The following is a 21,594-nucleotide window of genomic DNA, read 5'->3' as shown; positions in this document are numbered from 1 at the left end:
TTATATAATTTTTTATTTTCTGCCGTTGCCGTTGCCTCTGCGGCTGTAGCCACGGCTTTCTCCGCCACGCTTAAGATCGGACATCTTATCCTCGCTTGTCTGCTTGAACTTTGACATCATATCCTCAAACGAAGAGGGAGCATTTCTGCGTGAACTCTGCCACTCGTAATCACCCGGTGAAGTTACGGGCGGAGCAGGCTTGTATGGCTCTCTGCTTCTGTGATTCTGTCTTTGAGGTCTGTCAGAGCGTTTTCTCTGCTGTTGCTGTTCTTTCGGGAGAGCCTGTTTCATTGACAGACTGATTTTTCCGTCATTAAGAGCAAGCACCTTAACCTTTACTTCTTGTCCGACTTTTACATAATCACTGATTTCATTGATGAAGGTAGGTGCAACCTCCGAGATATGTACCATACCGGTTTTTGAATCCGGCAAATCAACAAATGCGCCGAATTTTGTAATACCTGATACTTTGCCTTCCAGAATCATTCCGACTTCAATAGCCATAAAAATTTATTACCCCTTAAAATTATTTCTACCCTTTTATTCTCCGGCAACATTAATGAAAATTCTTTCACCGTCACCGACATAGCCTAATTCATCCTTAGCTATTTTTTCAATATATTTTTTAAGATCGTCACCCTTGTAATTCTGAACTTTTTTCAGATACTGCGACTGAATCTCAACCACGCTGATTTGCTGTTGCAAATCCGTAAGCTCTGCCTTTTTCTCGGCAATCTGAACATTCTGATTGATAATTGTAATTACGGCATAAAAAACAAAACCGATAATTGCGAGATAAATCAGAATATATCTTCCTTTTTTACGCTTTTTCGGAGTTATCTCCTTTATTGCGCCGTCTTCTGTCTGCCGAGAAGCCGCAGTGCTTTCTTTTACTTTCTTTGTGCTTTTTTTCATCTTCAAAACTATCTGCTTTCTCTGCTGAATTATTATTATCGTTTCTAAATATACCTTTATTCTTACCCTCATTATACAATATGTTGTTGCTGTTTTTCAATAGCTTTTTTAGATTTTTTTAATTTTTTGCGAAATTTTCACACAGACACTCTCCGTGAAACGAATCATCGGACAATATACAAACGATAAAAGTCTGCCGAGGGTTAATCGACAAATAACAAAGCCGAGAAATGAACCGACCGTTACAAACACTCTGAAAAATCCCAGCATATATGCAACGGAAAAAATAAACAGATTAAGTGATACGATAAAAACATAAAGAAAGTCTGTAACAAAAACCGACGCTTTTCCTTTGCAAAGCGTCATTCTGATTATTTTAAATATATCATACAGCAATCCTGCCACCGCTCCGAATACAAGTGAACAGAGAAAGGCGGTTGACTGCTGTGCAAAAGTCAGCTCCAAGATTACACCTACTTAAAGAGTTTTGAAAGTTTGGATTTTGACGCACCGTTGCCGAGGTATTGCATTGCGTTAATTTTTCCGTCAATTGAAACATCTCCCGTTTCAAGGTTTAACTTGTCAATGTGCAGATTTTCCCCTTTGATTACAAGGCAACCGCAGGAAGTTTTTACCGACACCGTTTCCTCGTTGAAGCCCGACACATCCTCCGTGCCTGTCATAACAAGCTTCCCCCTGTTATCAAGCATAACCGTATGATTCTTAGCCTTTGGCATTTCCTGCATAAAAAAACCTCCGTATAAATTATTTGTCAGTAATTTATACGGAGAAAAAAATAAAATTATTCTTCTTTTTTTGAGATTTTATGTATAACAACATAGTGCATCAGATTGCCATCAACAATAACATGAGTAATAGCAAGAAGAGGGAATTCAGAGAAGAACGCCTCCTGATTGCCTTTTACACCCTTTGCCGTAAAACCAAGCACCACAATCAGTTATATCACATTGTTTAACACAACAATATTTCATAGTTTAATACCTCAACTTACGATTTATTTATATTTATTAAGTTGATAATTATTCCTACTAGTAAACCTGATGAATGTCGTGGTATACACATATTCTCCTCGTGTGTAGATTATTTTAACGAATTTAAAAATTGGCATACCGAAATAATGAACAATAAAGTCATTATTACGAAAGAGCCATTGGGTATATTTATCTGTGTGTAAAACTTCATTACAATAATCCCAATGTAAGTAATTACAGATAATATTGCCAATATTAAATTAATTGTCTTATTCATAATCTACTCACCTAATTTCATCCAAAGTAATATTTTGTGTTTTAATTTTGGTAAAAAATCAGACTGCCGCCTCATACATTGTTGCCGCATCTTCCTTGCGAACAACTTCTTTTACCTCTGTAACCTTAACCTTTACACTTTTTGAACCGAGTGTGATTTCGATTACATCACCGACTTTTACATCATAGGACGCACGGGCAACCTTGTCATTAACTGTGATTTTGCCTGCGTCACACGCCTCATTTGCAACTGTTCTGCGTTTGATGAGTCGGGATACTTTTAAATATTTATCAAGTCGCATATTATAAACCCTTCCGATTTTTAATAAAAAATTTTTAACAAAAAAGGGTAATGATACAGCGTACCATTACCCGAAATATAAAACAAGATTACTTGTTTACTACATCCTTAAAGCCCTTGCCTGCCTTGAATGCAGGAACCTTTGAAGCAGGAATTTCGATTGATTTACCTGTTCTTGGGTCACAACCTGTTCTTGCATTTCTCTGACGCTGTTCAAATGTGCCGAAACCTGCGATCTGAATCTTTTCGCCTTCAGCTACTGTATTGATGATTGTGTCAATTGTTGAAGAAACTGCCTTTTCTGCATCCTTCTTTGAAAGTCCGCTCTGCTCGGCAACTGCAGCAATAAGTTCTGTTTTGTTCATAATAATAAACCTCCAATTAATAATTCTTTGATAATTTAACTTCATCCCATAGGGAATCGAGTACAGATAACGGTGCCGTTTTCATATCTATTCCACGCTCGTTTGCAAGCTTTTCAACAGACGAAAAACGGTCGGTGAATTTGTCACAGGCATCGTAGAGTGCGTGTTCGCTGTCAATGTTCAAAAATCTTGCAACATTAACTGCTGAGAAAAGCACATCACCGAGTTCTTCACGCTGATTTTCAACATCATTGTTTTCAACAGCGGCTTTAAGCTCTTCACATTCTTCAAAAAGCTTATCAAGCGCACCGTTTACATTCTCCCAGTCAAAACCGACCTTAGCGGCCTTCTGCTGGATTTTTGTACTGCGCATGAGTGACGGAAGTGCCTTTGACACGCTGAGAATTGCCTGTGTCTGAGTTTTCTGGGATTTTGTTTTCATCTTAATGGCATCCCAGTTTTTGAGAACCTTTTCGGTAGTGTCAGCGTTGACATCACCGAAAACATGGGGATGACGGATAATGAGCTTTTTGCAGATTCCGTCACAAACATCGTTTATATCAAATGTTCCCTGTTCACTTTCAATTTCCGCATGCAGAGCAACCTGCAGAAGAACATCACCGAGTTCTTCTTTAAGCAAATCGAGGTCGTCGGTATCAATTGCCTCAACAGCCTCATAGGTTTCCTCAATAAAATTTGAGCGGATTGACTTGTGAGTCTGTTCTCTGTCCCACGGACAACCATCGGGTGCACGAAGGATTTTTACTATCTCAACAAGGTCATTAAAATTATAATTTTCTTTTTCTGTAAAGTTCATTCGTGACATCTCCGATAATCTTATTAGACAATGCAAATTTTATCTGAGAAGCGGAAACAACCGCAACAGATATATATTTTACCTAATTAATCCTAATTTTTCAAGTGTTTTTGCAATTTTCTCACCTTTCGGCAAAAATTTCAGTTCTGTTGCCGTAAAAGCACGCAATATCAACAACACAGCAATATAAACGATAACCGCAACAAAGATTGCAACTGCAAGCGAAACTGCAATTGACATTCTTGCAGAGCCGATAATGCTTTCCATAAGGTGATATGCGCCGAATGCCGAAGCGGCACTTGCAATCGCACCGATAAGCGGTTTTACTGTTGTACCGAATAAATCAGGCTTGATTTTTGAATACTTGATAAGCAGATACATACCTACGATTGTCATAATTGCATAGGTAATCATTGAACCAACAGTTGCACCCTGAACATTAATTTCCGGAACGCTTACAAACATCCATGTAATGCCGATCTTGACAGCCATACAAACTGTGTATAGCTTCATCGGGAGGTCAACTCTGCCGATGCCCTGGAGCATACTGCATACAGGAGTTGACGCCGCACCGAATATTGTTGTAACACCCATGATGAGGAGAATTCTTCCGCCGACATCTGTAATAAGCGGATCGTTATACACAAGTCCCATAATCGGGAACGAAAGTGCCATCATACCGAGAGCCATCGGGAATGTAAAAAGCATTGTAAGGCGGATAACAGTTTCGATTGACTTTTTGAGTTCGTCCTTGTTGCCCTTTGTCCATGCACTTGTTACATTCGGCATAGCACTTGAACCGAACACCTGTGTTACGGCTGTTACAAGCTGAAGAAAAGTGAGGGCGGCTGAGTAGCAGCCCCAAAGGCTGGTGTGGATTGTCTTTGTGTCGGCATAGAACATATCGGCTGTAAAATACTTACTGTACTGTGCCTGCAGAGCCTGCGGATTAGTTTCAATCATATTGAGGAGTACACGCTGAACAATTACCTGGTCAATAAGCGAGCCTACGCTCATAATGAGTGAACCCATTGCAACAGGAATGGCTGTTTTGAGAATCTTGTTAAAAGTTTCCCTTTTGGAACGAGCCTCTACGGAATTACGGTAGTATTCTTCCGGAATTCCATCACCCTGAATTTTAAATTTGAGAATATAGAACACAAATGATGCGGCGCTTCCGAGGGTGATACCCATAATTGCACCGGCAACCGAGAATGAAACGATTGTCTGATAAGCCTCGGTTTGATTTGCAATGTAAAGTCCGAAAACCGTGCCTGACTCAGCATAAGAATTCATACCGAGGTGCGCAATGATGTAAGCGAGGAATGCACCGATAAAGAGCTTGATTGTTGCCTCTATAATTTCCGAAACGGCAGTCGGGAACATGTTGCGCTGACCTTCATAGTATCCTCTGTAAATTGAAACGAGGCAACCGAATAATACCGTCGGAGAAAGGCAGAGCATACCGAGCAATGAATACGGTGACTCAATAATCTGAACATAGATAAAGCTTGCACCGACAAGAATTGCAAATGAAAGAATGCCGACAATAACGAAGAAAGGAATTGAAACCCTATGAATTTGTTTTACATCGTTAAATCGTTTTTGTGCCGTACTTTCAGATACAAGTCTTGAAATTGCTATCGGCAGACCGCCCGTTGCAACTGTGAAAATTACGACAAAAATTTCGTAGGCATTACTGTAAAGACCCAGACCGAAAGATGCAAAATTGACGGTTTCCGTTCCGCCTGCAACAGCCTGTTCAAAAGAAACACCGGAGAAAATACCTGTAAGAATAACCTTGTCAAGAAGTCCGAAAACCTTGACAATTACCATACTTAAAGTAAGAATTGCCGCACCTTTGACAAAGGTTTGAGAAGCGTCCTTCTCAGCGTTTGCAACGGCATTGTATTTTTTAGTTTTTAATTTAGACAAAAATAATCACCCATTAATAAAAAATCAAAGTTCAAAATCCTCATCAGTATCGTCAATCTTGATACCGCAGATGTTGCAGAATACAGAATTTTTAGGAATAACAGCATTGCATCCGGGACATCTTCTCTGATCTTTTGCCACGGCAATATGTTCGTTTACAACATCAAGATTATCTTTCAAATCGGAAATTTCCGAAACGATAAGCTTAATCTGCTGTGAATTGTCTGTTCCGTGAACCTCAGATTTGTATGTAAGAGCACCGAGTTCACGAAGCTTTTTGTTGATATCGCCTCTGATTTCAGCGGCAGTAATCTTGTGCTTTGAAACATCATAAACTGTTGACGCTTTCTGCGAAACAGCAGACGCACAGGCTTTTGCATTGACAACTACATCGTCAAAAATTTCATCAAATTTTCCCATATTAATCCGACCTTTCTTAAAATTATCTCATCAGAAAAACAAATTATGAACAAGAATTCTGTTTTGTTCAATATATGACAATTTCACTTCTGTATGCAATCACATATGTCGTATTATAACACCGTTGACAGCATTAATCAACTGTGTTATTGACCATAAAACTGCATTATCCCGGACTTTCTTTGAATAAGTTCATCAAAACGGTCAATGTATTCGTACGGATATTTAAAATTGAATATTCTTTCGAGATAATCGGGATTGTTGCGTTTCAGTTTTGTAACACCGCCCGAACCGCAGGCAAGGATTGTGTGGGTTTCGTCCATAACATAAACATTGTATAGGCTTTCAAAGCCTTTTTTTGACCAGCCGACATTTTCAAGATTACCGACCATTCTGCTCTGGCGATACATATAGTACGGAATGTACTCGTTTTGTCCGAGAATATTCTGCGTGTATGCAAGCATTTCTCTTGTATCTCTCGCCTGTTGCAAATCAAGCGTTACTCCCTCGGTTGTAAGGCGTGACGCTCTTTTCATGCACAGCGTGTGAACCGTGATACATTCCGCATTCAGCCTGACGATTGAATCAAGTGAATTTTTAAAGCTTTCGGGGGTATCTGTCGGCAAGCCTGCAATGAGGTCTGTGTTGATATTATCAAAGCCGCATTTTCTTGCAAGCTCAAAAGCGTCAAAAAACTGCTGAGCAGTATGCTTTCTTCCGATAGTTTTCAGCACCTCATCGTTTACAGTCTGCGGATTTATGCTGATTCGGTCAACTTTATTTTCTTTTAAAGCAAAAAGTTTTGCAATGTCAATTGTATCGGGGCGACCTGCCTCGACAGTAAATTCACGACAGGTTGACATATCAAAGCTTTTGTTTACTGTTCTAAGCACCGTATCAAGCTGTTCGGCACTCAGAGTAGTGGGAGTGCCGCCGCCGAAATATACGGTTTCAAGCCTTAAACCAAGCTTGTTTGCAATTTCGGCTGTCCGTTTAATTTCTTCGCATAATAGCTTTGTGTACGGTTCAATCAGCTTTTCAGCCCTTTCGATTGACGCCATTACAAATGAGCAATAACTGCACCTTGACGGACAAAAAGGGATTCCGACATAAAGACTGAACGATTCGGGTTTTGAAAGTTCAAGAATTTTTCGTTCGTTATGCTCGGTTTCCCTTGACAATGCTATTTTTTCGTTGCTGACAAAAAAATCGTTTTCAAACTTTTTTACAGCCTGTTCTTCATTTGATTCTTCGGCAAGTCGTCTTAAAAGCTTTACGGGGCGAACTCCCGTAAGTATTCCCCACGGCTGTGTAAGTCCCGTAAAATCACAAAGGAGTTTGTACAAAAGTTGTGCCGAAACAAGCTCGTTGTCATCATCCGTAAGCTTTTTCACAGCTGTTTCGGACTTATTAAAAGAGCCGATATTCACCGAAATTGTGATTTTATCCGAAACCTCCGTATAGATACACGGAGGCTGTGGTTCTGAAAAATCTCTTATTACCGTTATTTTTTCATTTGGAAAGAAAAGCCTTGTAAGATTTTCAAGTTCAAAATGAAAATTGTGATTTTTTACATATAAATTCATATTAAAGAATCCTCATCAGCGGATTGTATTTTCTCTCGTGGTCAAGGGTTGTTGTCGGTCCGTGACCGGGAATTACACGATAATCACCCTCAAGATTTTTAAGCTTTCTGATTGACTTTGCCATTTCGGCATCGTCACCTGTGGGAAAGTCTGTTCTGCCGTATGATTCGCAGAAAAGAGTATCTCCCGAAATAATCGTGTCATCAAAAATATATGAACCGCAACCGCTTGTATGTCCCGGCGTGGTGATATATTTGATTTCAGTGTTGCCGAGCATGAAATTGTCACCGTCTTTAAGCAGAATATCGGCTGAGAACGGTTTGAGTGAAAGTCTGTGCTTTTCGGTAAGATTGAGTGTAGGATTGCTGAGAAATTCGTTATTCTTCTCGCCCGTAACAATTTTTGCGTCAAACTTTTCCGCAAGCTGTTTTGCATAGCTTATGTGATCGTAGTGACCGTGTGTAAGAATTACATATTCAAGCTTTCCGCCGTTTTTCTCAATTTCAGAATTGAGTTCTTCATTCGGTGCGCCCGGATCGGTTACAGCCATTTTGCCTGTTTTTCTGTCTGTAAGCAAACAACAGTTTGTCATAAGAACCGTAACATTAAAAATTTTTACATCTATCATATTTTCAAATCCTTTGTGTTGATTTCAATAGTAACGGGACCGTCATTCACAAGAGAAACCTTCATATCGGCACCGAAAATTCCCTTTTCAACACGCTCAATTCCGTTATCGTGCATTTTTTTGCAGAAATATTCGTAGAGCGGATCGGCTGTGTCAGGTCTTGCGGCAGCCATAAAGTTAGGGCGTCTGCCGTGTGAGCAGTCGGCGCAGAGGGTAAAGTTTGAAATTACAAGCACCGAACCGTTTACATCGGCAAGAGCAAGATTCATTTTATCATTTTCATCCGTAAAAATTCTCAGACCTGCAATTTTTGCGGCAAGTGCGTCCGCCTCTTTTTCGGTGTCACCGTTTTCAACTCCGAGAAGAATAAGAAAACCCGTACCGATTTCGCCCACGGTTTTTGAATCAACTTCAACCTTGGCCATGGTAACTCTTTGTAAAATTGCTTTCATAAATTATAACCTCAATTACAGTCTTTTTACTTCGATTGTTCCGTTGATGTCGGAAAGCTTTGAAATTACACCACGGAGGTGATTTCTGCCCATTACATCAATTGTTGCGGTAACTACGGCAGTGCCGTTGCCGGCCTCTCTTGAATTAAGCGAATGTATAAAAATGTGCATATCCGAAAGCTTGATTGTAACATCTGCAAGAAGTCCTGTTCTGTCGGTTGCGGTGATCTGGAGCGTACTTCTGAACGCCTCTCCTACCTCGTCCTCCCAGTAACAGCTTACCCATCTTTCGGGTTCTTCACTTTTACTGATATCTTTCGGCACATTCGTGCAATGCCTTTTATGAATTGAAACGCCGTAGCCCCTTGTAATATAGCCGATAATATCGTCACCCGGCAGAGGATTGCAGCACTTTGAGAATTTTACAAGAACATCGTCTGCACCCTCAATTACAACGCCTGCGGATGCCTTCGGTCGCTTTACGGGTGCTTGCGGAACATCAATTTCTTCAATATCTGACGCATATGCTTTCTGATATTCTTCTTTGAGCCTTGGCATTATCTTCCAAAGCTGAATACCGCCGTAGCCTACTGCGGCATAGAAATCATCCATGGAATTATACTGCTTTTTAATCATCAGTTTCTGGAGAAACTCGGGATATTCTTCTTCGGAAAGATTGATGCCGTGGCGCTTGAACTCCTTGTCAAGCATCTGCCTGCCTTCGGCAATATTTTCATCACGCTTTTCATGCTTATACCATGAGCGGATTTTTGATTTTGCCGATGCGGTTTTACAGATATCAACCCATCCCCTGTTTGGGTGTTCCTCTTTTTGGGTGATAATTTCGCAGATATCGCCTGTTTTAAGCTTATAGTCAATCGGAACGATCTTTCCGTTGATTTTAGCACCGACCATTCTGTGACCTACCTGTGTGTGAATAAGATAAGCCATATCAATCGGAGTTGACCCCTGCGGAAGATTGAACACATCGCCTCTCGGGCTGAACACATAAACATCGTTTTCCGTAAAATCGTTTCTGATATTCTTTGCAATGTCGGTAACATCTTCTGCCTCAAGCTGATCAAGAATCATATCCTTGACCTTTTTGATGTTCTCCTCCATTTTGTCATTATTTTTGCCGCCTGCGCCCATTCCAAGCTTATACTTCCAATGGGCGGCGATTCCGTATTCGGCGGTGTAATGCATTTCCCATGTTCTTATCTGAATTTCAAAAGGAATTGCGTTTTTGTCGAGTACGGTTGTATGGAGCGACTGGTACATATTCGGCTTAGGCATTGATATATAGTCCTTGAAGCGGTTAGGAATAGGCTTGAATATATCATGCACTACACCGAGAACATTGTAGCAATCGGATACTGTATCAACGATTACACGCACGGCAAAAATATCAAAAATCTGATCCATTGTTTTGCCCTGCATATATGTTTTGCGGTAAATACTGTTAATACTCTTTACTCGACCGCTGATATACACACCGGGGATTGTACCCTCGGTTTTTGCGAGAATCTGGTTCTTAATGGATTCAATAAACTTGTCACGACCCTCTTCGGTCATAAGAAGATCGTCTTCGATTTCCTTATAGCCGATTGGATCAAGGTACTGAAGAGAACGATCCTCAAGTTCGTCTTTTATGGTTTTAATACCGAGCCGATGAGCAATCGGAGCAAACACCTGCATATTTTCAAGTGATTTATCTCTTCTTTTTTGTTCCGGCATACAATTCATTGTACGCATATTATGAAGCCTGTCGGCAAGCTTGATGATAATTACACGGATATCATCAGCCATTGCGATAAGCATTTTTCTTATATTTTCAGCCTGTTGCTGTTCACGGGTTGAGTACGGAATTTTTGAAATTTTTGTAACGCCGTCAATCAGCTTGGCAACATCCGCACCGAAAAGCTTTGTAACCTCTTCAAGTGTGACTCCTGTGTCCTCTACTGTGTCATGAAGCAATGCACCGCAGACGGAATCGGTATCCATACCGAGCTCTGCAACAATACAGGCTACCGAAACGGGATGAAGAATGTACGGAATTCCCGATACTCTGCGCTGGTCACCGTGAGCTTTTTCGGCAAATTTATATGCCTTTTCGATTTTATCCATATCGTAAGTGTTGGCAGCAGATGCGGAAAGAATCTTTTTCAGTTCCGTAAAATCCTGATAGTGTGCAACATTTGAAAATTTACCCATCAGAATACCTCCCTTAATTTCTTGATAATCGGGGCTGATTCGAGGTCAACCCTGCCGTTTACGGGCAGGACTGAAATTTTTGAGGTTTTCATTCCCTCTGAAATTTCGATAAGCCTGAGCTCTCTCATGGCCTCAAGTATCACTTTAATTTTACCAAAAGACAGCCTGTTGTCAAGCATGTGAACCAAAGTTGCGGTTTCAAAAGCGTAACCGCCGTTGCTTTTCAGATATCTGTAAAGCAATGCAAAATCGTTTCTGTCGGGCATTAAATCCGAAAGCTGTGAGCGGTCAAGCTGTTTTCCTCTGCAAAAATCCTCATAGTTTGTACGGCTGTCAAGGAGCTTTTCGGTATCGCAGTCCGAAGATTTTATATCTTTGACAATTACGGAAACAGACACATTTCCGTTGTACTCATTGCGGTCAAGATTTACTGCAAGATCAAGTGTTTCACCGATTTTATACGGAAATTCTTCGGTTGATGTAAAGAATTTCATTGCAGTAATCTGTATGTTATTGCGGGACAGAGTGAGTCTTAAATGCCTGTTTGCCGAAAGCGGAGTAATGTTCTTCAATGTCATATTGTACAAACCGAAAACAGGCGTCGGATTGCCGGCACCGTAGGGTTGCATAAGCGACAGAGAATCAATCAAATCAAGGTTTATGTATGCCGGATTGAGCTTGCACTCAATGTTGATTTTATCATACGGCATCTTGCCGAAATTGTCGGCAAATTCGTTTATTTTCCTGCGAAAAGCAGGGATATTCTCGGAATCAAGAGAAAGCCCGACAGCCATAGGATGACCGCCTCTGTGTGTGAGAAGATCCGAACAGGCAAAAACAGCGTCACAAAGAGGAAACCCCTCAACACTTCTGCCCGAGCCCTTTGCAATATCACCGAGCTTTGAAATGACGATTGCCGGCTTGCCGTAAGCCTCTTTGACTTTGGCGGCAATAAGTCCGATTACGCCCTGATGCCAGTTTTCACCGTCAATTACTATGATTTTATCATTGACAAGCGATGGTTTTCTGCGGATTATTCCGTCAATTTTTTCAAGAATATCACGCTCAATCTCTTGCCTTTCGGAGTTGTCAACGCAGAGCTGCGATGAAATTTCAGCCGCCTCATCATAATCTTCCGTAAGAAGAAGCGACACCGATTTTTCGGACAAACCGAGTCGTCCTACTGCATTTATTCTCGGAACAATTGTAAATGACACATTTGTTGAAGATACGGTTTTTCCCGTAAGACCGGAATTTTTGATAAGCGCCTGCAGTCCGGGACGGTCGGTATTTGTAATGCTTTCAAGTCCGTGTTTGACAAATACTCGGTTTTCATCCTTCAACTCAACAACATCACCGATTGTGCCGATGCTCAAAAGGTCGGAATAGTTGTCAAGCAAGGTGGTTGTGTCGCAGTATTCGCCTTCAAGCGCCATAATCAGCTTGAAGGCAACACCCACCCCCGAAAGATTTTTGAATCTGCTTTTACAATCCTCTCTGTGCAAGTCAACTACGGCACAAGCCTTTGGCAACTCACCTGAGGGCATATGGTGGTCTGTGACCACGGTATCAATTCCGAGTGAGCTTGCGTATGCAACCTCCTGTGCTGCCGCAATTCCGTTATCAACCGTAATTATGAGTTTTATTCCACGCTCATTGAGTTTGTCAACAGCGTTTTTGTTCATTCCGTAGCCCTCGGTTTCACGGGACGGAATATAGTACATTGCGTTTGCGTCAATTGTTTCAAGGTAAGAATATAAAAGTGCTGTTGAGGTGACACCATCGGCATCATAATCACCGTAAACACAAATCGGTTCACCGCAATCAAGCGCCTTGTTAATGCGTTCAACAGCCTTATCCATATCTTTTATTTCAAACGGATCGGCAATGAAAGAATCGTTGTAAAGAAAGCCTTCAATTTCATCTTTCGTTGTAATATTCCGTATCTGAAGCAGCATTGCAACAATTGCAGGCAGCTCATAGCGGGACTGAATCTCCCCCGCCTTAGTTTTATCAAGTTTTGCAACCGACCACAGCTTCAAAATGCCGCTCCCTTTCGTTTATATAGTTGATTTATATTAGTTATTATACTTTTCAAGCATTGATTCTGCGTGTTTAAGTGCGGCGTCGGTTATATCAACACCGCCGATTATTCGTGCAAGTTCGCCTGCTCTGCCGTTATGGTCAAGGAGGGTTACATTTGTAAATGTTCTTCCTTTTTCAACCTGTTTGCGGATAAGATAGTGATAATCCGCAAGAGCTGCGATTTGTGCCTGATGTGTCACGCAGAGAACCTGACTGCTTTTGCTGACTTCACGCAGTTTTAAGCCGACCTTTTCTGCCGCTGAACCCGAAATACCTGTGTCAACCTCATCAAAAATGAGGGTATCAACCGTATCCGTGCTTGCAAGAACTGTTTTGATTGCAAGCATCATTCTTGAAAGCTCACCGCCCGATGCGATTTTTGCAACAGGGCGAGGTGTTTCACCCGGGTTTGCGGAGATGAGCAGTTCCATTTTATCCGTACCATTTGAATTTGGTTCGCACTTTTCAAAGTACGGAACAAGCTCAACATTCGGCATATTCAAAAATGCCATTTCGGATTTTACTTTTGTTGCAAAGGTTTTTGCGGCTTTTCTGCGGAGAGTACCGAGTTTTTCGGCAGCCGCAAGCATTTTTTCTTCGCTTTCTCTGCATTTTTCCGCAAGCTCGTCACGGTTGCGGTCATAGTTCATAAGTTCGTCAAGTCTTGCCTGATATTTTTCGGCAAGATCCGAAAGCTCGTCTGACGGACAATTATATTTTCTTGTAAGACGATTGATAAGGTCAAGCCTTTCTTCAACTTCTTCAAGCCTTTGCGGATCGGATTCAAGTGAATCAATGGCGTCGGAAATGCTGTCGCAACAATCCTTTAAATTGTAATATGCATCTGTAAGCGTATTTGCAATTTCTTCATATTCAGCATTATATGATGACGCTTTTTGAAGGGCAGTTGATGCAGAATCGACCGATTCAAGACCGCCGCCATAGTTTTCGTCACCGTCAAGAGCCATTTTAGCATCATTGAGCAGAGAAAAGATTTTCTCAAAGCTCATAAGCGCTGTTCTTTCGCTCTCAAGCTCCTGTTCTTCTCCCTGCTTAACATCGGATTCTGTGAGTTCATTCACCTGATATGAAAGCAAATCAATTTCTTTCAATCTTTCACTTTCGTCCGAATCGGCTGAATTTAATTTCTTTTTGAGAATTTTATATTCATCATAACATTTTTTATAATCAGTCAAAAGCTTTTCGCAACCGCCGAAACGGTCAATATAATCAATATGAGTTTCGGGAGAGAAAAGTTCGTAGCTTTCGTGCTGACCGTGAATGTTTATAAGGTGCTTTGAAAGTTCTTTGAGCATTGAAACCGTTGCAGGCTTGCCGTTGATTTTACAACTGCTCTTGCCGTTTCTGTTGAGAGTTCTCTGCAAAATGAGTGTTCCCTCGTCATCGGAAAAGCCGAGTTCATCAAGCTTTTCAACAATGCTTTGGTTAATATCGTCAAATTGGGCGCTTACAAAGGCTGAATCAGCCTCGGTGCGAATAATTTCCTTTGATGTCCGCTGTCCCATAATTGCATTGATTGCGTCAATTATTATACTTTTACCTGCACCTGTTTCACCTGTGAGGACATTAAGACCGTTTTCAAAATCTATTGAAGTTTTTTCAATCACGGCAATGTTTTCTATATATAAAGTTCTGAGCATTTCAATCAGTCCTGTCAAATAAGCTTTTTGAGTTCTTCGGTAAGCGACACCGCAAGGTCGGCTGTTCGGCAGGCAATGAAGATTGTATCGTCACCTGCAATTGTTCCGACAACAGACGGATAGTCGGCAGAATCGAGTGCGGCACAAACTGCCTGTGCCATACCGCTGAGGGTTTTTATTACAACAAGATTCTGTGCTACATCTATTGAATTTACCGAAGTGCTGAAAAGATTTGAAAAATTGGTACGGATATCGGTCGAACTGCGAGATGCAGAAACATAGCGATATTTTCCGTCACTTCCGAGAGTTTTAACAAGGCGTAAATCCTTGATATCTCTTGAAATTGTAGCCTGCGTCGCCTTGAAACCTTCTTCACGAAGTCGGGTAAGCAACTCATCCTGTGTTTCAATGGGATGTTCGGCTATAATATCAAGAATTCGTGCGTGTCGCCCTGTTTTCATCAAAAATCCCTCTCTTTCAGTTTTTCATTGAGCAGTTTATAAAAATTGCGGTTGTGGAGTAACGCAAGTTTAAGCTTTAAATCGGATTTGCGGATTACAACCCTGTCGGTTGCAAGAACAGGAACATTTTTTTCACCGTCAATTGTCAGCACGCAACAGCATTCTTCGGGGATTTTCACATGAACCGAAAGCTCCGATTCTCCGCTGAAAAGTACGGAACGGGAAAATAATGAATGGGGACAAACGGGAGTCATAAGAATACATTCCATTTTAGGTGCGAGGATAGGTCCGCCTGCCGACAATGAATAAGCGGTTGAGCCTGTCGGAGTTGCAAAAAGCAGACCGTCCGCTCTGTATTTTGAAATTTCGTCACCGTCAAGCGTCAGGTGCAAATCAATTGTTTTTGAGAGCTGACCTCTTGCGACAACGGCATCGTTCACTGCAAGATAGTGCTTTGAGCCGTCCTCTTTTATGACCTCAACATCAAGCAAAATTCTCTCCTCTGTTGTGTAATCGCCCGTAATAAGCCGTTCAAGCTGTTCATATTCGTGCGGTTCAACATCTGCGGCAAAGCCAAGTCTGCCGACATTCACACCGATAAGCTGTTTATCGGCTTTTGCGGCATATTTTGCGGCATGGATAATCGTTCCGTCACCGCCTACTGTAATTGCCATATCGCAGTATTCAAAAAGCTCCGTAATATTTTTTGAATAATGAATGTGAATTCCCTTAAAATACTGACTGCATTCCTCAATCATAGCAATTTCTGCATTTTTATCAAGAAGAAAAAGAGAAATCTTTTTTGCATATTTAATTGCCCGTTCTTTTGAAAGATTGACCACTAATGCAAATTTCATAAAAGCACCTGCTCATTTTTTGTCAAGAGCGGCATGTGAATTTTCAACAAGCTGCTCGGGTGTTACATCTGTGTATGACTTTGGATCATCACTTTTGCGAAGATGGATAAGGTATTCTATATTGCCTTCGGGACCTTTGATTGGCGAATAGTCGAGATTAAGCACATCAAAGCCGTTTTCAAGGCAAAAATCAAATATTTTTCTGACAACCTCAACATGGACGGCAGGATCACGAACTACGCCCTTTTTGCCCACCTTTTCCCTGCCTGCCTCAAACTGCGGTTTGATTAGGCAGACAGCCTGTGCGTTTTCGCTCATAAGCTGTCTTGCAACAGGCAGAATCAGCTTTAATGAAATGAACGAAACATCAACCGAGAAAAAATCAATTTCATCGGGAACCTGCTCCCTTGTAACCTTTCTCATATTGGTGCGTTCAAGATTGACAACACGGGGATCGTTGCGAAGCTTCCAAGCAAGCTGACCGTAACCGACATCAATTGAATACACCTTTTTTGCACCGTTTTGGAGCATACAGTCGGTAAAGCCGCCCGTTGACGCACCGATATCCATTGTTATCTTATCTTTTAAATCAAAGTCAAAATTGTCTATGGCCTTTTCAAGCTTTAAACCGCCACGGCTGACATATTTCTGTGTGTTGCCCCTTACTTCAATTTTAACATTTTCATCATAAGAAGTTCCGCACTTGTCGGCTTTCTGATTGTCAACATAAACCTGTCCCGACATTATAATCGCCTTAGCCTTTTCACGGCTGTCGGTAAAGCCCTTTTCATATACAAGAATATCAAGTCTTTTTTTCATTCTAATTCTTTTCCTTTAAATTTTTGGTAATGGTGTTCACCATTCCGTCATCATCGAGTTTCAGTTCATGAAGAGCCTCGCTGACAGACATCTGCTTGACAAATTTGTCATCAATAGCCTTTATATGATAATCTCCGCAGAACTGTGTGCAACAGAGTAAATCGGAGAAATTTCTCGCAATACCGCCGTTTTTGATGCCCTCTTCAAAAAACCACACATTATCGAAATCTGCCGCAAAATCAACGGCATTTTCGTCAATCGGTTTAATTCTGCAAAGTTTTAATATGCAAATCTCAACGCCCTGTTTTGCAAGGGTTTCCTTGGCTTTGCAGGCATAAGAGAAAAGTCTGCCGTAGGTTATGAGAAGATTTTTACAATTCGGATTTCCGTAAACATCGTATGAAAGATCTTCTTCACCGAAATCATCGGGTTTGTAAAGCTCTCCGCCACGGGGATAACGCACAACAGCGAGGCTGTCGCAAATGTAAATTGCGGTTGAAAGAGATTTTCTCATACCGTCAAAATATGCCGGAGAAAAAATTGTTGTGTTCGGAATGGTGTTGAGTATCGAAACATCAAACACACCCTGATGAGTTTCACCGTCATCACCAACAATTCCTGCACGGTCAACCCCAATTACGAGGTGAAGCTTTCCGAGAGCCGCATCATGCAAAAGCTGGTCATAGGCTCTCTGGAGAAATGTTGAATACACGGCAAAAACAGGTCGCATACCCTTTGCGGCAAGTCCGCATCCAAAAGTTACTGCGTGTTCTTCAGCAATACCGACATCAAAAAATCTTTCCTTAAAAAGCCTTGAAAATTCGGTAAGTCCCGTTCCTCCCGACATTGCGGCTGTAATTGCGCAAATCTTTTTATCATTCTCGGCAAATTCGCACATAGTCTTTCCGAACTCAGCCGAAAATCCCTTGTGACTTGAAAGCGGTTCGCCCGAATCAATATCAAACCTGCCTATTCCGTGAAATCCGCCCGGATTGTCCTCGGCAGGCTGATAGCCTTTGCCTTTTTTGGTAACAACATGAACAAGAACGGGAGAATTCACCTTTTTTGCACACTCAAACGCATTTTCAAGCTCATCAATGTTGTGTCCGTCAATAGGTCCGAGATAGGTAAAACCGAAGCAGTCAAAAAGAGTGTTTTTGTACACAAGATTTTTAAGTTTAGACTTTCCTCCCTGAAGAAATCTTTTCAGAGGTTTTCCGATAAGCGGAATGTGTAAAAGAATTTTTTCCGTAATTTTCTTGACTCGCATATACCACGGCTGAATTCTTACCGTTGTAAGGTAGCGTGACAATGCGCCTACATTCGGTGAAATGGACATTTTGTTATCATTGAGAACAACAATAAAGTTCTTGTTGAATCTGCCTGAGTTGTTCATTCCCTCAAAAGCAAGTCCACCCGTAAATGAACCGTCACCAATCACGGCAACGGTGTAGCTTTGGTCGCCCATAAGGTGTTTTGCTCTTGCAATTCCGTATGCGGCTGATATTGATGTACTGCTGTGACCTGTGTTAAAATCGTCGTATTTGCTCTCGGCACGCTTCGGAAAGCCTGAAATTCCGCCTTTTTTGCGGATTGTGTCAAACTGCTCGTAGCGTCCCGTCAGCAGCTTGTGGGTATATGCCTGATGTCCGACATCCCATACAATGCTGTCTTTCGGCAGATTAAAGCTACGCTCAAGAGCAACGGTAAGTTCAACAACACCGAGGTTCGGTGAAAGATGTCCGCCGTTTACAGACACGGTTTCAACGAGCTTTTCCCTTATTTCGGTACACAGCTTTTCAAGCTGTTCGTCATTAAGCTTTTTGACATCATGCGGTGATTTAATTTTAGAAAGCAGTTCATACTCACCCATAATTTATTTCCTATCCGTATAATTAATATTTGCAAAAAATTATTTATTTCTCTTTGCAAGCTTGTAAGCAAATTCTTCAAGTTCTTTTGTATCACCGTCAAAGCCATGAAGTGCGTTGACAGCTTTTTCGGTAAGTTCATCAACAAGCTCACGGCACTTTTCAATTCCGAGAAGTGAAACATAGGTTGATTTGCTGTTTTCTGCGTCACTGCCTACAGGCTTGCCGAGTTCCTCATCGGAGGAGGTTACATCGAGAATATCGTCCTGAATTTGAAACGCAATACCGATGCATTCGCCGAATTCAGAGGCGGCTTTAATTTGCTTATCGTTTGCACCTGCGCTTATACAGCCCAGTTCACAAGCCGCTTTGATAAGACAGGCTGTTTTTTTGTAGTCCATTTCACGAAGGACTTCAATCGGAGCGTTTGTGTTTTCGCTCATAAGGTCAATCACCTGACCGCCTATCATTCCTGTCGCACCTGCGTATTTTGAAAGTACGGAAACACCTCTGCAACACGCAGAAGTTCCGCAGATTTTTACTGTCTTTTCGTTTGTAAGGGTTTCGAAGGCAAGCGTCAGAAGGGCGTCGCCTGCAAGCAATGCGATATCTTCGCCGAATACCTTGTGGTTTGACGGCTTGCCTCTTCTGAGGTCATCGTTGTCCATACACGGCAAATCATCGTGAATGAGAGAATATGTGTGAATCATTTCAATTGCACAGGCAAATGCCGTTGCAGACTCTTCACTTCCGCCGCAAAGGCTGTTAAACGAGAACACAAGATACGGACGGACACGCTTTCCGCCTGCCTCAAGGCTGTAAGCCATTGCGTCAATCAGCTTTTTTTCACGGCAATCCGTACTCGGCAGACAGCTCTTTAAAGCGTTTTCAATATTATTTGCATAATCTTTAGTCATTGTCATCACCCTTTGAAAGCTTTGAAATTCTCTCGTTTATATCAATAATTTTACCCTTGCATTGTTCAAGCTGTTTCATACAATAAGCAAGGAGTTCACACGCTTTTGCGTACTCCTCCATTGTCTGTTCGAGAGTAAGTTCACCGCTCTCCATTTTTGAAACCGTTTTTTCAAGCAGTTCGTTTGCCTGCTCAAAAGTCAAATTTTTATTTTCCATTGGTTTTTACCTCTGTACCTGCATATTCAAGCAGTCTTTGCATACGGTGATTTGCACCGCTTCGGCTGATTGGGGTTGAAAGATTCTGTCCCAAATCACGAAGTGACATATCGGGATTTTCAAGCCTTAAATATGCGATTTCACGCAAGTCCTCGGGCAAAGAATCGATTCCGACTGTCTTTTTTATATGTTCGATTGCACTGAGCTGTTTTGCAGACGCTGTTGCGATTTTTCCGATATTCGCAACCTCGCCGTTAATTCTGCGGTTCACATTGTTGCGAACCTGCTTTATTGCCTTTGTACCCATAATTTCCATTGATCTTATCGGTGAGCCTATGTAGGTAAGCAAGTCACAAATCTGCTCGCTCTCCTTAAAATAGACAATGTAACTGCCGCTGCGGACAACCGTTTTTGGAATAAGGGTACATTCGGTTATTTCGGAAAGAATCTTGCACAAATCCTGAGAAAGATTTTTGTGCGGAACACAGAATTCAAGATGATAGCTTTTCATGGGATCGGATACCGAACCGCAGCTAAGAAAAACTCCGCGCAAAAACGCTTGCGAAAGTTCTTCGCTTGAAAGATTTGCCCTGTTGACACGCAAAGTAATCTGACCGTCCGTATGACCGAAATCTTCAAAAATACGCTTGCAATCGTTTCCGTCAACCACAATTATTTTGTAAAGATGACTATCGCTTGATTTTGTTCGCAAAGCCGATTGTTTTTCAATTATCGGCATATATAAATTCTGCAAAAGAAATATAAGACGATTTCCCGCATAATTGCTTTCTGTTGTGAAGGTTATTTTGTTCGGAGAAAAATTTCTGCTGAATAAAAGCATTCCGTAAAGCTCCGCTTTGAGAGCCTCACGGTCAAACTGTTCAACCGAACAAATTTCTTTTTTTACATCCGAGGAAAATGACATCTCTGCACCTTACCTGTCAATATCTCTGTGCTGAATAACACACCTATAGCCTTTTTCACGAAAGTGGTCGTTCAGCTGCATTGCGATTGTAACACTTCTGTGCTTGCCGCCCGTACAACCTATGCCGACAACAAGCTCGCTTTTGCCCTCTTTGAGATAGAGCGGTACGGAAAAATCGAGCATACTCAAAAGTCGCTTTAAAAATTCGGTTGTTTCTTCACTTTCAAGAACATAGTCACGCACATCTTTGTCAAGTCCTGTAAGATGTTTGAGTTCGGGAATGTAAAAAGGATTAGGCAGACAACGCACATCCATAATGAGATCTGCCTCAAGCGGAATTCCGTATTTGAAACCGAATGACATAAATGTCAGCGTAATGCTTTGTGAAGTGTCTTCCATGAACATTGACATAATTCGCTCTCGGAGCTGTTTGTTTGACATATATGTAGTGTCAATGTTATAATCGGCTGTTCTTTTAATAGGCAAAAGAAGCTCCCTTTCAAGCTCAACGGCAGACAGTACCGAACCGTCCTTGAGTTTATCCGAAAGAGGATGTCTTCTTCTTGTTTCCTTATAACGAACAACGAGCCTGTCCGTCATTGCGTCAAAGAACAATACCTTTACATTTTCGTAATGCATTTTGAAGTGTTCAATCTGGGAACACATTTCCTCAAATTTTTCATTTCCTCTTACATCGACAACAACCGCAACCCTCTTCATTGAATCATCTTCAGATTTGAGGCAAAGTCGGTAGAGTGTTGACAACAGACTTGACGGAAGATTGTCAACACAATAATAACCGATGTCTTCAAGCACATGAAGAGCGCCTGTTTTGCCTGCACCCGACATTCCCGTAATGATTACAAATTCCATAAAATTA

The 21,594-nt window shown here is 41.5% G+C and carries 23 protein-coding genes and 1 pseudogene; all 24 read right to left on the bottom strand.

Features of this window, described 5'->3' with window-relative positions; genetic code table 11:
• Positions 1-12: 12 nt before the first annotated feature.
• The 24 genes and pseudogenes from AC2HW8_RS04975 to rapZ all read right to left on the bottom strand — a co-directional run bounded on the left by AC2HW8_RS04975 (position 13) and on the right by rapZ (position 21,587).
• The gene (locus tag AC2HW8_RS04975; protein ID WP_015524035.1) at positions 13-504 is read right to left on the bottom strand and encodes a S1 RNA-binding domain-containing protein; all 492 of its coding nucleotides are present in this window, start codon (positions 502-504) and stop codon (positions 13-15) included.
• A 36-nt stretch (positions 505-540) separates the two neighbouring features.
• Positions 541-915, bottom strand: a complete 375-nt coding sequence (locus AC2HW8_RS04970) for an FtsB family cell division protein (RefSeq protein WP_015524036.1) — start codon at positions 913-915, stop codon at positions 541-543.
• A 108-nt stretch (positions 916-1,023) separates the two neighbouring features.
• Complete coding sequence (yabQ, locus tag AC2HW8_RS04965; protein WP_484327222.1) at positions 1,024-1,380, bottom strand: spore cortex biosynthesis protein YabQ; 357 nt, start codon at positions 1,378-1,380, stop codon at positions 1,024-1,026.
• Positions 1,381-1,388: 8 nt separating this feature from the next.
• Positions 1,389-1,661, bottom strand: coding sequence for a sporulation protein YabP (gene yabP, locus AC2HW8_RS04960; protein WP_015524037.1), 273 nt, complete (start codon positions 1,659-1,661; stop codon positions 1,389-1,391).
• A 62-nt stretch (positions 1,662-1,723) separates the two neighbouring features.
• A pseudogene (locus AC2HW8_RS04955) lies at positions 1,724-1,861 on the bottom strand (cysteine peptidase family C39 domain-containing protein); the annotation flags it as partial.
• Between the two features lie 381 nt (positions 1,862-2,242).
• Positions 2,243-2,485 (bottom strand): RNA-binding S4 domain-containing protein, encoded by a 243-nt coding sequence (locus tag AC2HW8_RS04950; RefSeq protein WP_015524038.1) that lies wholly within the window; start codon positions 2,483-2,485, stop codon positions 2,243-2,245.
• A gap of 88 nt (positions 2,486-2,573) precedes the next feature.
• Entirely contained in the window at positions 2,574-2,849 is a 276-nt protein-coding gene (locus tag AC2HW8_RS04945; RefSeq protein ID WP_015524039.1) for an HU family DNA-binding protein, read from the bottom strand.
• A 16-nt stretch (positions 2,850-2,865) separates the two neighbouring features.
• Positions 2,866-3,666 (bottom strand): nucleoside triphosphate pyrophosphohydrolase, encoded by an 801-nt coding sequence (mazG, locus tag AC2HW8_RS04940; RefSeq protein ID WP_015524040.1) that lies wholly within the window; start codon positions 3,664-3,666, stop codon positions 2,866-2,868.
• Positions 3,667-3,744: 78 nt separating this feature from the next.
• Positions 3,745-5,601 (bottom strand): putative polysaccharide biosynthesis protein, encoded by a 1,857-nt coding sequence (locus AC2HW8_RS04935; RefSeq protein ID WP_101106091.1) that lies wholly within the window; start codon positions 5,599-5,601, stop codon positions 3,745-3,747.
• A 24-nt stretch (positions 5,602-5,625) separates the two neighbouring features.
• A complete protein-coding gene (locus AC2HW8_RS04930; RefSeq protein ID WP_015524041.1) occupies positions 5,626-6,021 on the bottom strand; it encodes a zinc ribbon domain-containing protein in 396 nt (131 codons plus the stop codon).
• A gap of 146 nt (positions 6,022-6,167) precedes the next feature.
• Positions 6,168-7,607 carry a coproporphyrinogen dehydrogenase HemZ gene (gene hemZ, locus AC2HW8_RS04925; protein ID WP_484327221.1) on the bottom strand — a complete coding sequence of 480 codons (1,440 nt, stop codon included), beginning with the start codon at positions 7,605-7,607 and terminating at the stop codon, positions 6,168-6,170.
• A gap of 1 nt (position 7,608) precedes the next feature.
• Positions 7,609-8,235 (bottom strand): MBL fold metallo-hydrolase, encoded by a 627-nt coding sequence (locus AC2HW8_RS04920; RefSeq protein ID WP_021884177.1) that lies wholly within the window; start codon positions 8,233-8,235, stop codon positions 7,609-7,611.
• Complete coding sequence (gene dtd / locus AC2HW8_RS04915; protein WP_119251628.1) at positions 8,232-8,687, bottom strand: D-aminoacyl-tRNA deacylase; 456 nt, start codon at positions 8,685-8,687, stop codon at positions 8,232-8,234. Before dtd ends, AC2HW8_RS04920 begins: the two co-directional genes overlap by 4 nt.
• Before the next feature lie 15 nt (positions 8,688-8,702).
• Positions 8,703-10,901: a RelA/SpoT family protein gene (locus tag AC2HW8_RS04910; protein WP_173018959.1), complete on the bottom strand. Its 2,199-nt coding sequence runs from the start codon at positions 10,899-10,901 to the stop codon at positions 8,703-8,705.
• Positions 10,901-12,943 (bottom strand): single-stranded-DNA-specific exonuclease RecJ, encoded by a 2,043-nt coding sequence (gene recJ / locus AC2HW8_RS04905; RefSeq protein WP_303666971.1) that lies wholly within the window; start codon positions 12,941-12,943, stop codon positions 10,901-10,903. Before recJ ends, AC2HW8_RS04910 begins: the two co-directional genes overlap by 1 nt.
• A 36-nt stretch (positions 12,944-12,979) precedes the next feature.
• Complete coding sequence (recN, locus tag AC2HW8_RS04900; RefSeq protein WP_295239678.1) at positions 12,980-14,647, bottom strand: DNA repair protein RecN; 1,668 nt, start codon at positions 14,645-14,647, stop codon at positions 12,980-12,982.
• 14 nt (positions 14,648-14,661) lie between these two features.
• Entirely contained in the window at positions 14,662-15,108 is a 447-nt protein-coding gene (gene argR / locus AC2HW8_RS04895) for an arginine repressor (protein ID WP_015524046.1), read from the bottom strand.
• Positions 15,108-15,965, bottom strand: coding sequence for an NAD(+)/NADH kinase (locus AC2HW8_RS04890; protein WP_021884170.1), 858 nt, complete (start codon positions 15,963-15,965; stop codon positions 15,108-15,110). Before AC2HW8_RS04890 ends, argR begins: the two co-directional genes overlap by 1 nt.
• Positions 15,966-15,977: 12 nt before the next feature.
• Positions 15,978-16,784 (bottom strand): TlyA family RNA methyltransferase, encoded by an 807-nt coding sequence (locus tag AC2HW8_RS04885; protein ID WP_015524048.1) that lies wholly within the window; start codon positions 16,782-16,784, stop codon positions 15,978-15,980.
• A 1-nt stretch (position 16,785) separates the two neighbouring features.
• Entirely contained in the window at positions 16,786-18,657 is a 1,872-nt protein-coding gene (dxs, locus tag AC2HW8_RS04880; RefSeq protein WP_021884169.1) for a 1-deoxy-D-xylulose-5-phosphate synthase, read from the bottom strand.
• 39 nt (positions 18,658-18,696) lie between these two features.
• Positions 18,697-19,572 carry a polyprenyl synthetase family protein gene (locus AC2HW8_RS04875; RefSeq protein ID WP_303664017.1) on the bottom strand — a complete coding sequence of 292 codons (876 nt, stop codon included), beginning with the start codon at positions 19,570-19,572 and terminating at the stop codon, positions 18,697-18,699.
• Positions 19,565-19,789 carry an exodeoxyribonuclease VII small subunit gene (xseB, locus tag AC2HW8_RS04870; protein ID WP_015524050.1) on the bottom strand — a complete coding sequence of 75 codons (225 nt, stop codon included), beginning with the start codon at positions 19,787-19,789 and terminating at the stop codon, positions 19,565-19,567. Before xseB ends, AC2HW8_RS04875 begins: the two co-directional genes overlap by 8 nt.
• A complete protein-coding gene (whiA, locus tag AC2HW8_RS04865; RefSeq protein WP_117847434.1) occupies positions 19,779-20,714 on the bottom strand; it encodes a DNA-binding protein WhiA in 936 nt (311 codons plus the stop codon). The genes xseB and whiA overlap by 11 nt, the downstream gene beginning before the upstream one ends.
• A 9-nt stretch (positions 20,715-20,723) precedes the next feature.
• Entirely contained in the window at positions 20,724-21,587 is an 864-nt protein-coding gene (rapZ, locus tag AC2HW8_RS04860) for an RNase adapter RapZ (protein WP_117519607.1), read from the bottom strand.
• Positions 21,588-21,594 lie beyond the last annotated feature (7 nt).

The organism is Ruminococcoides sp., from assembly GCF_057037865.1.
Note: the sequence above shows the minus strand (reverse complement) of the source record. Positions and strands in the feature narration are given on the sequence as shown.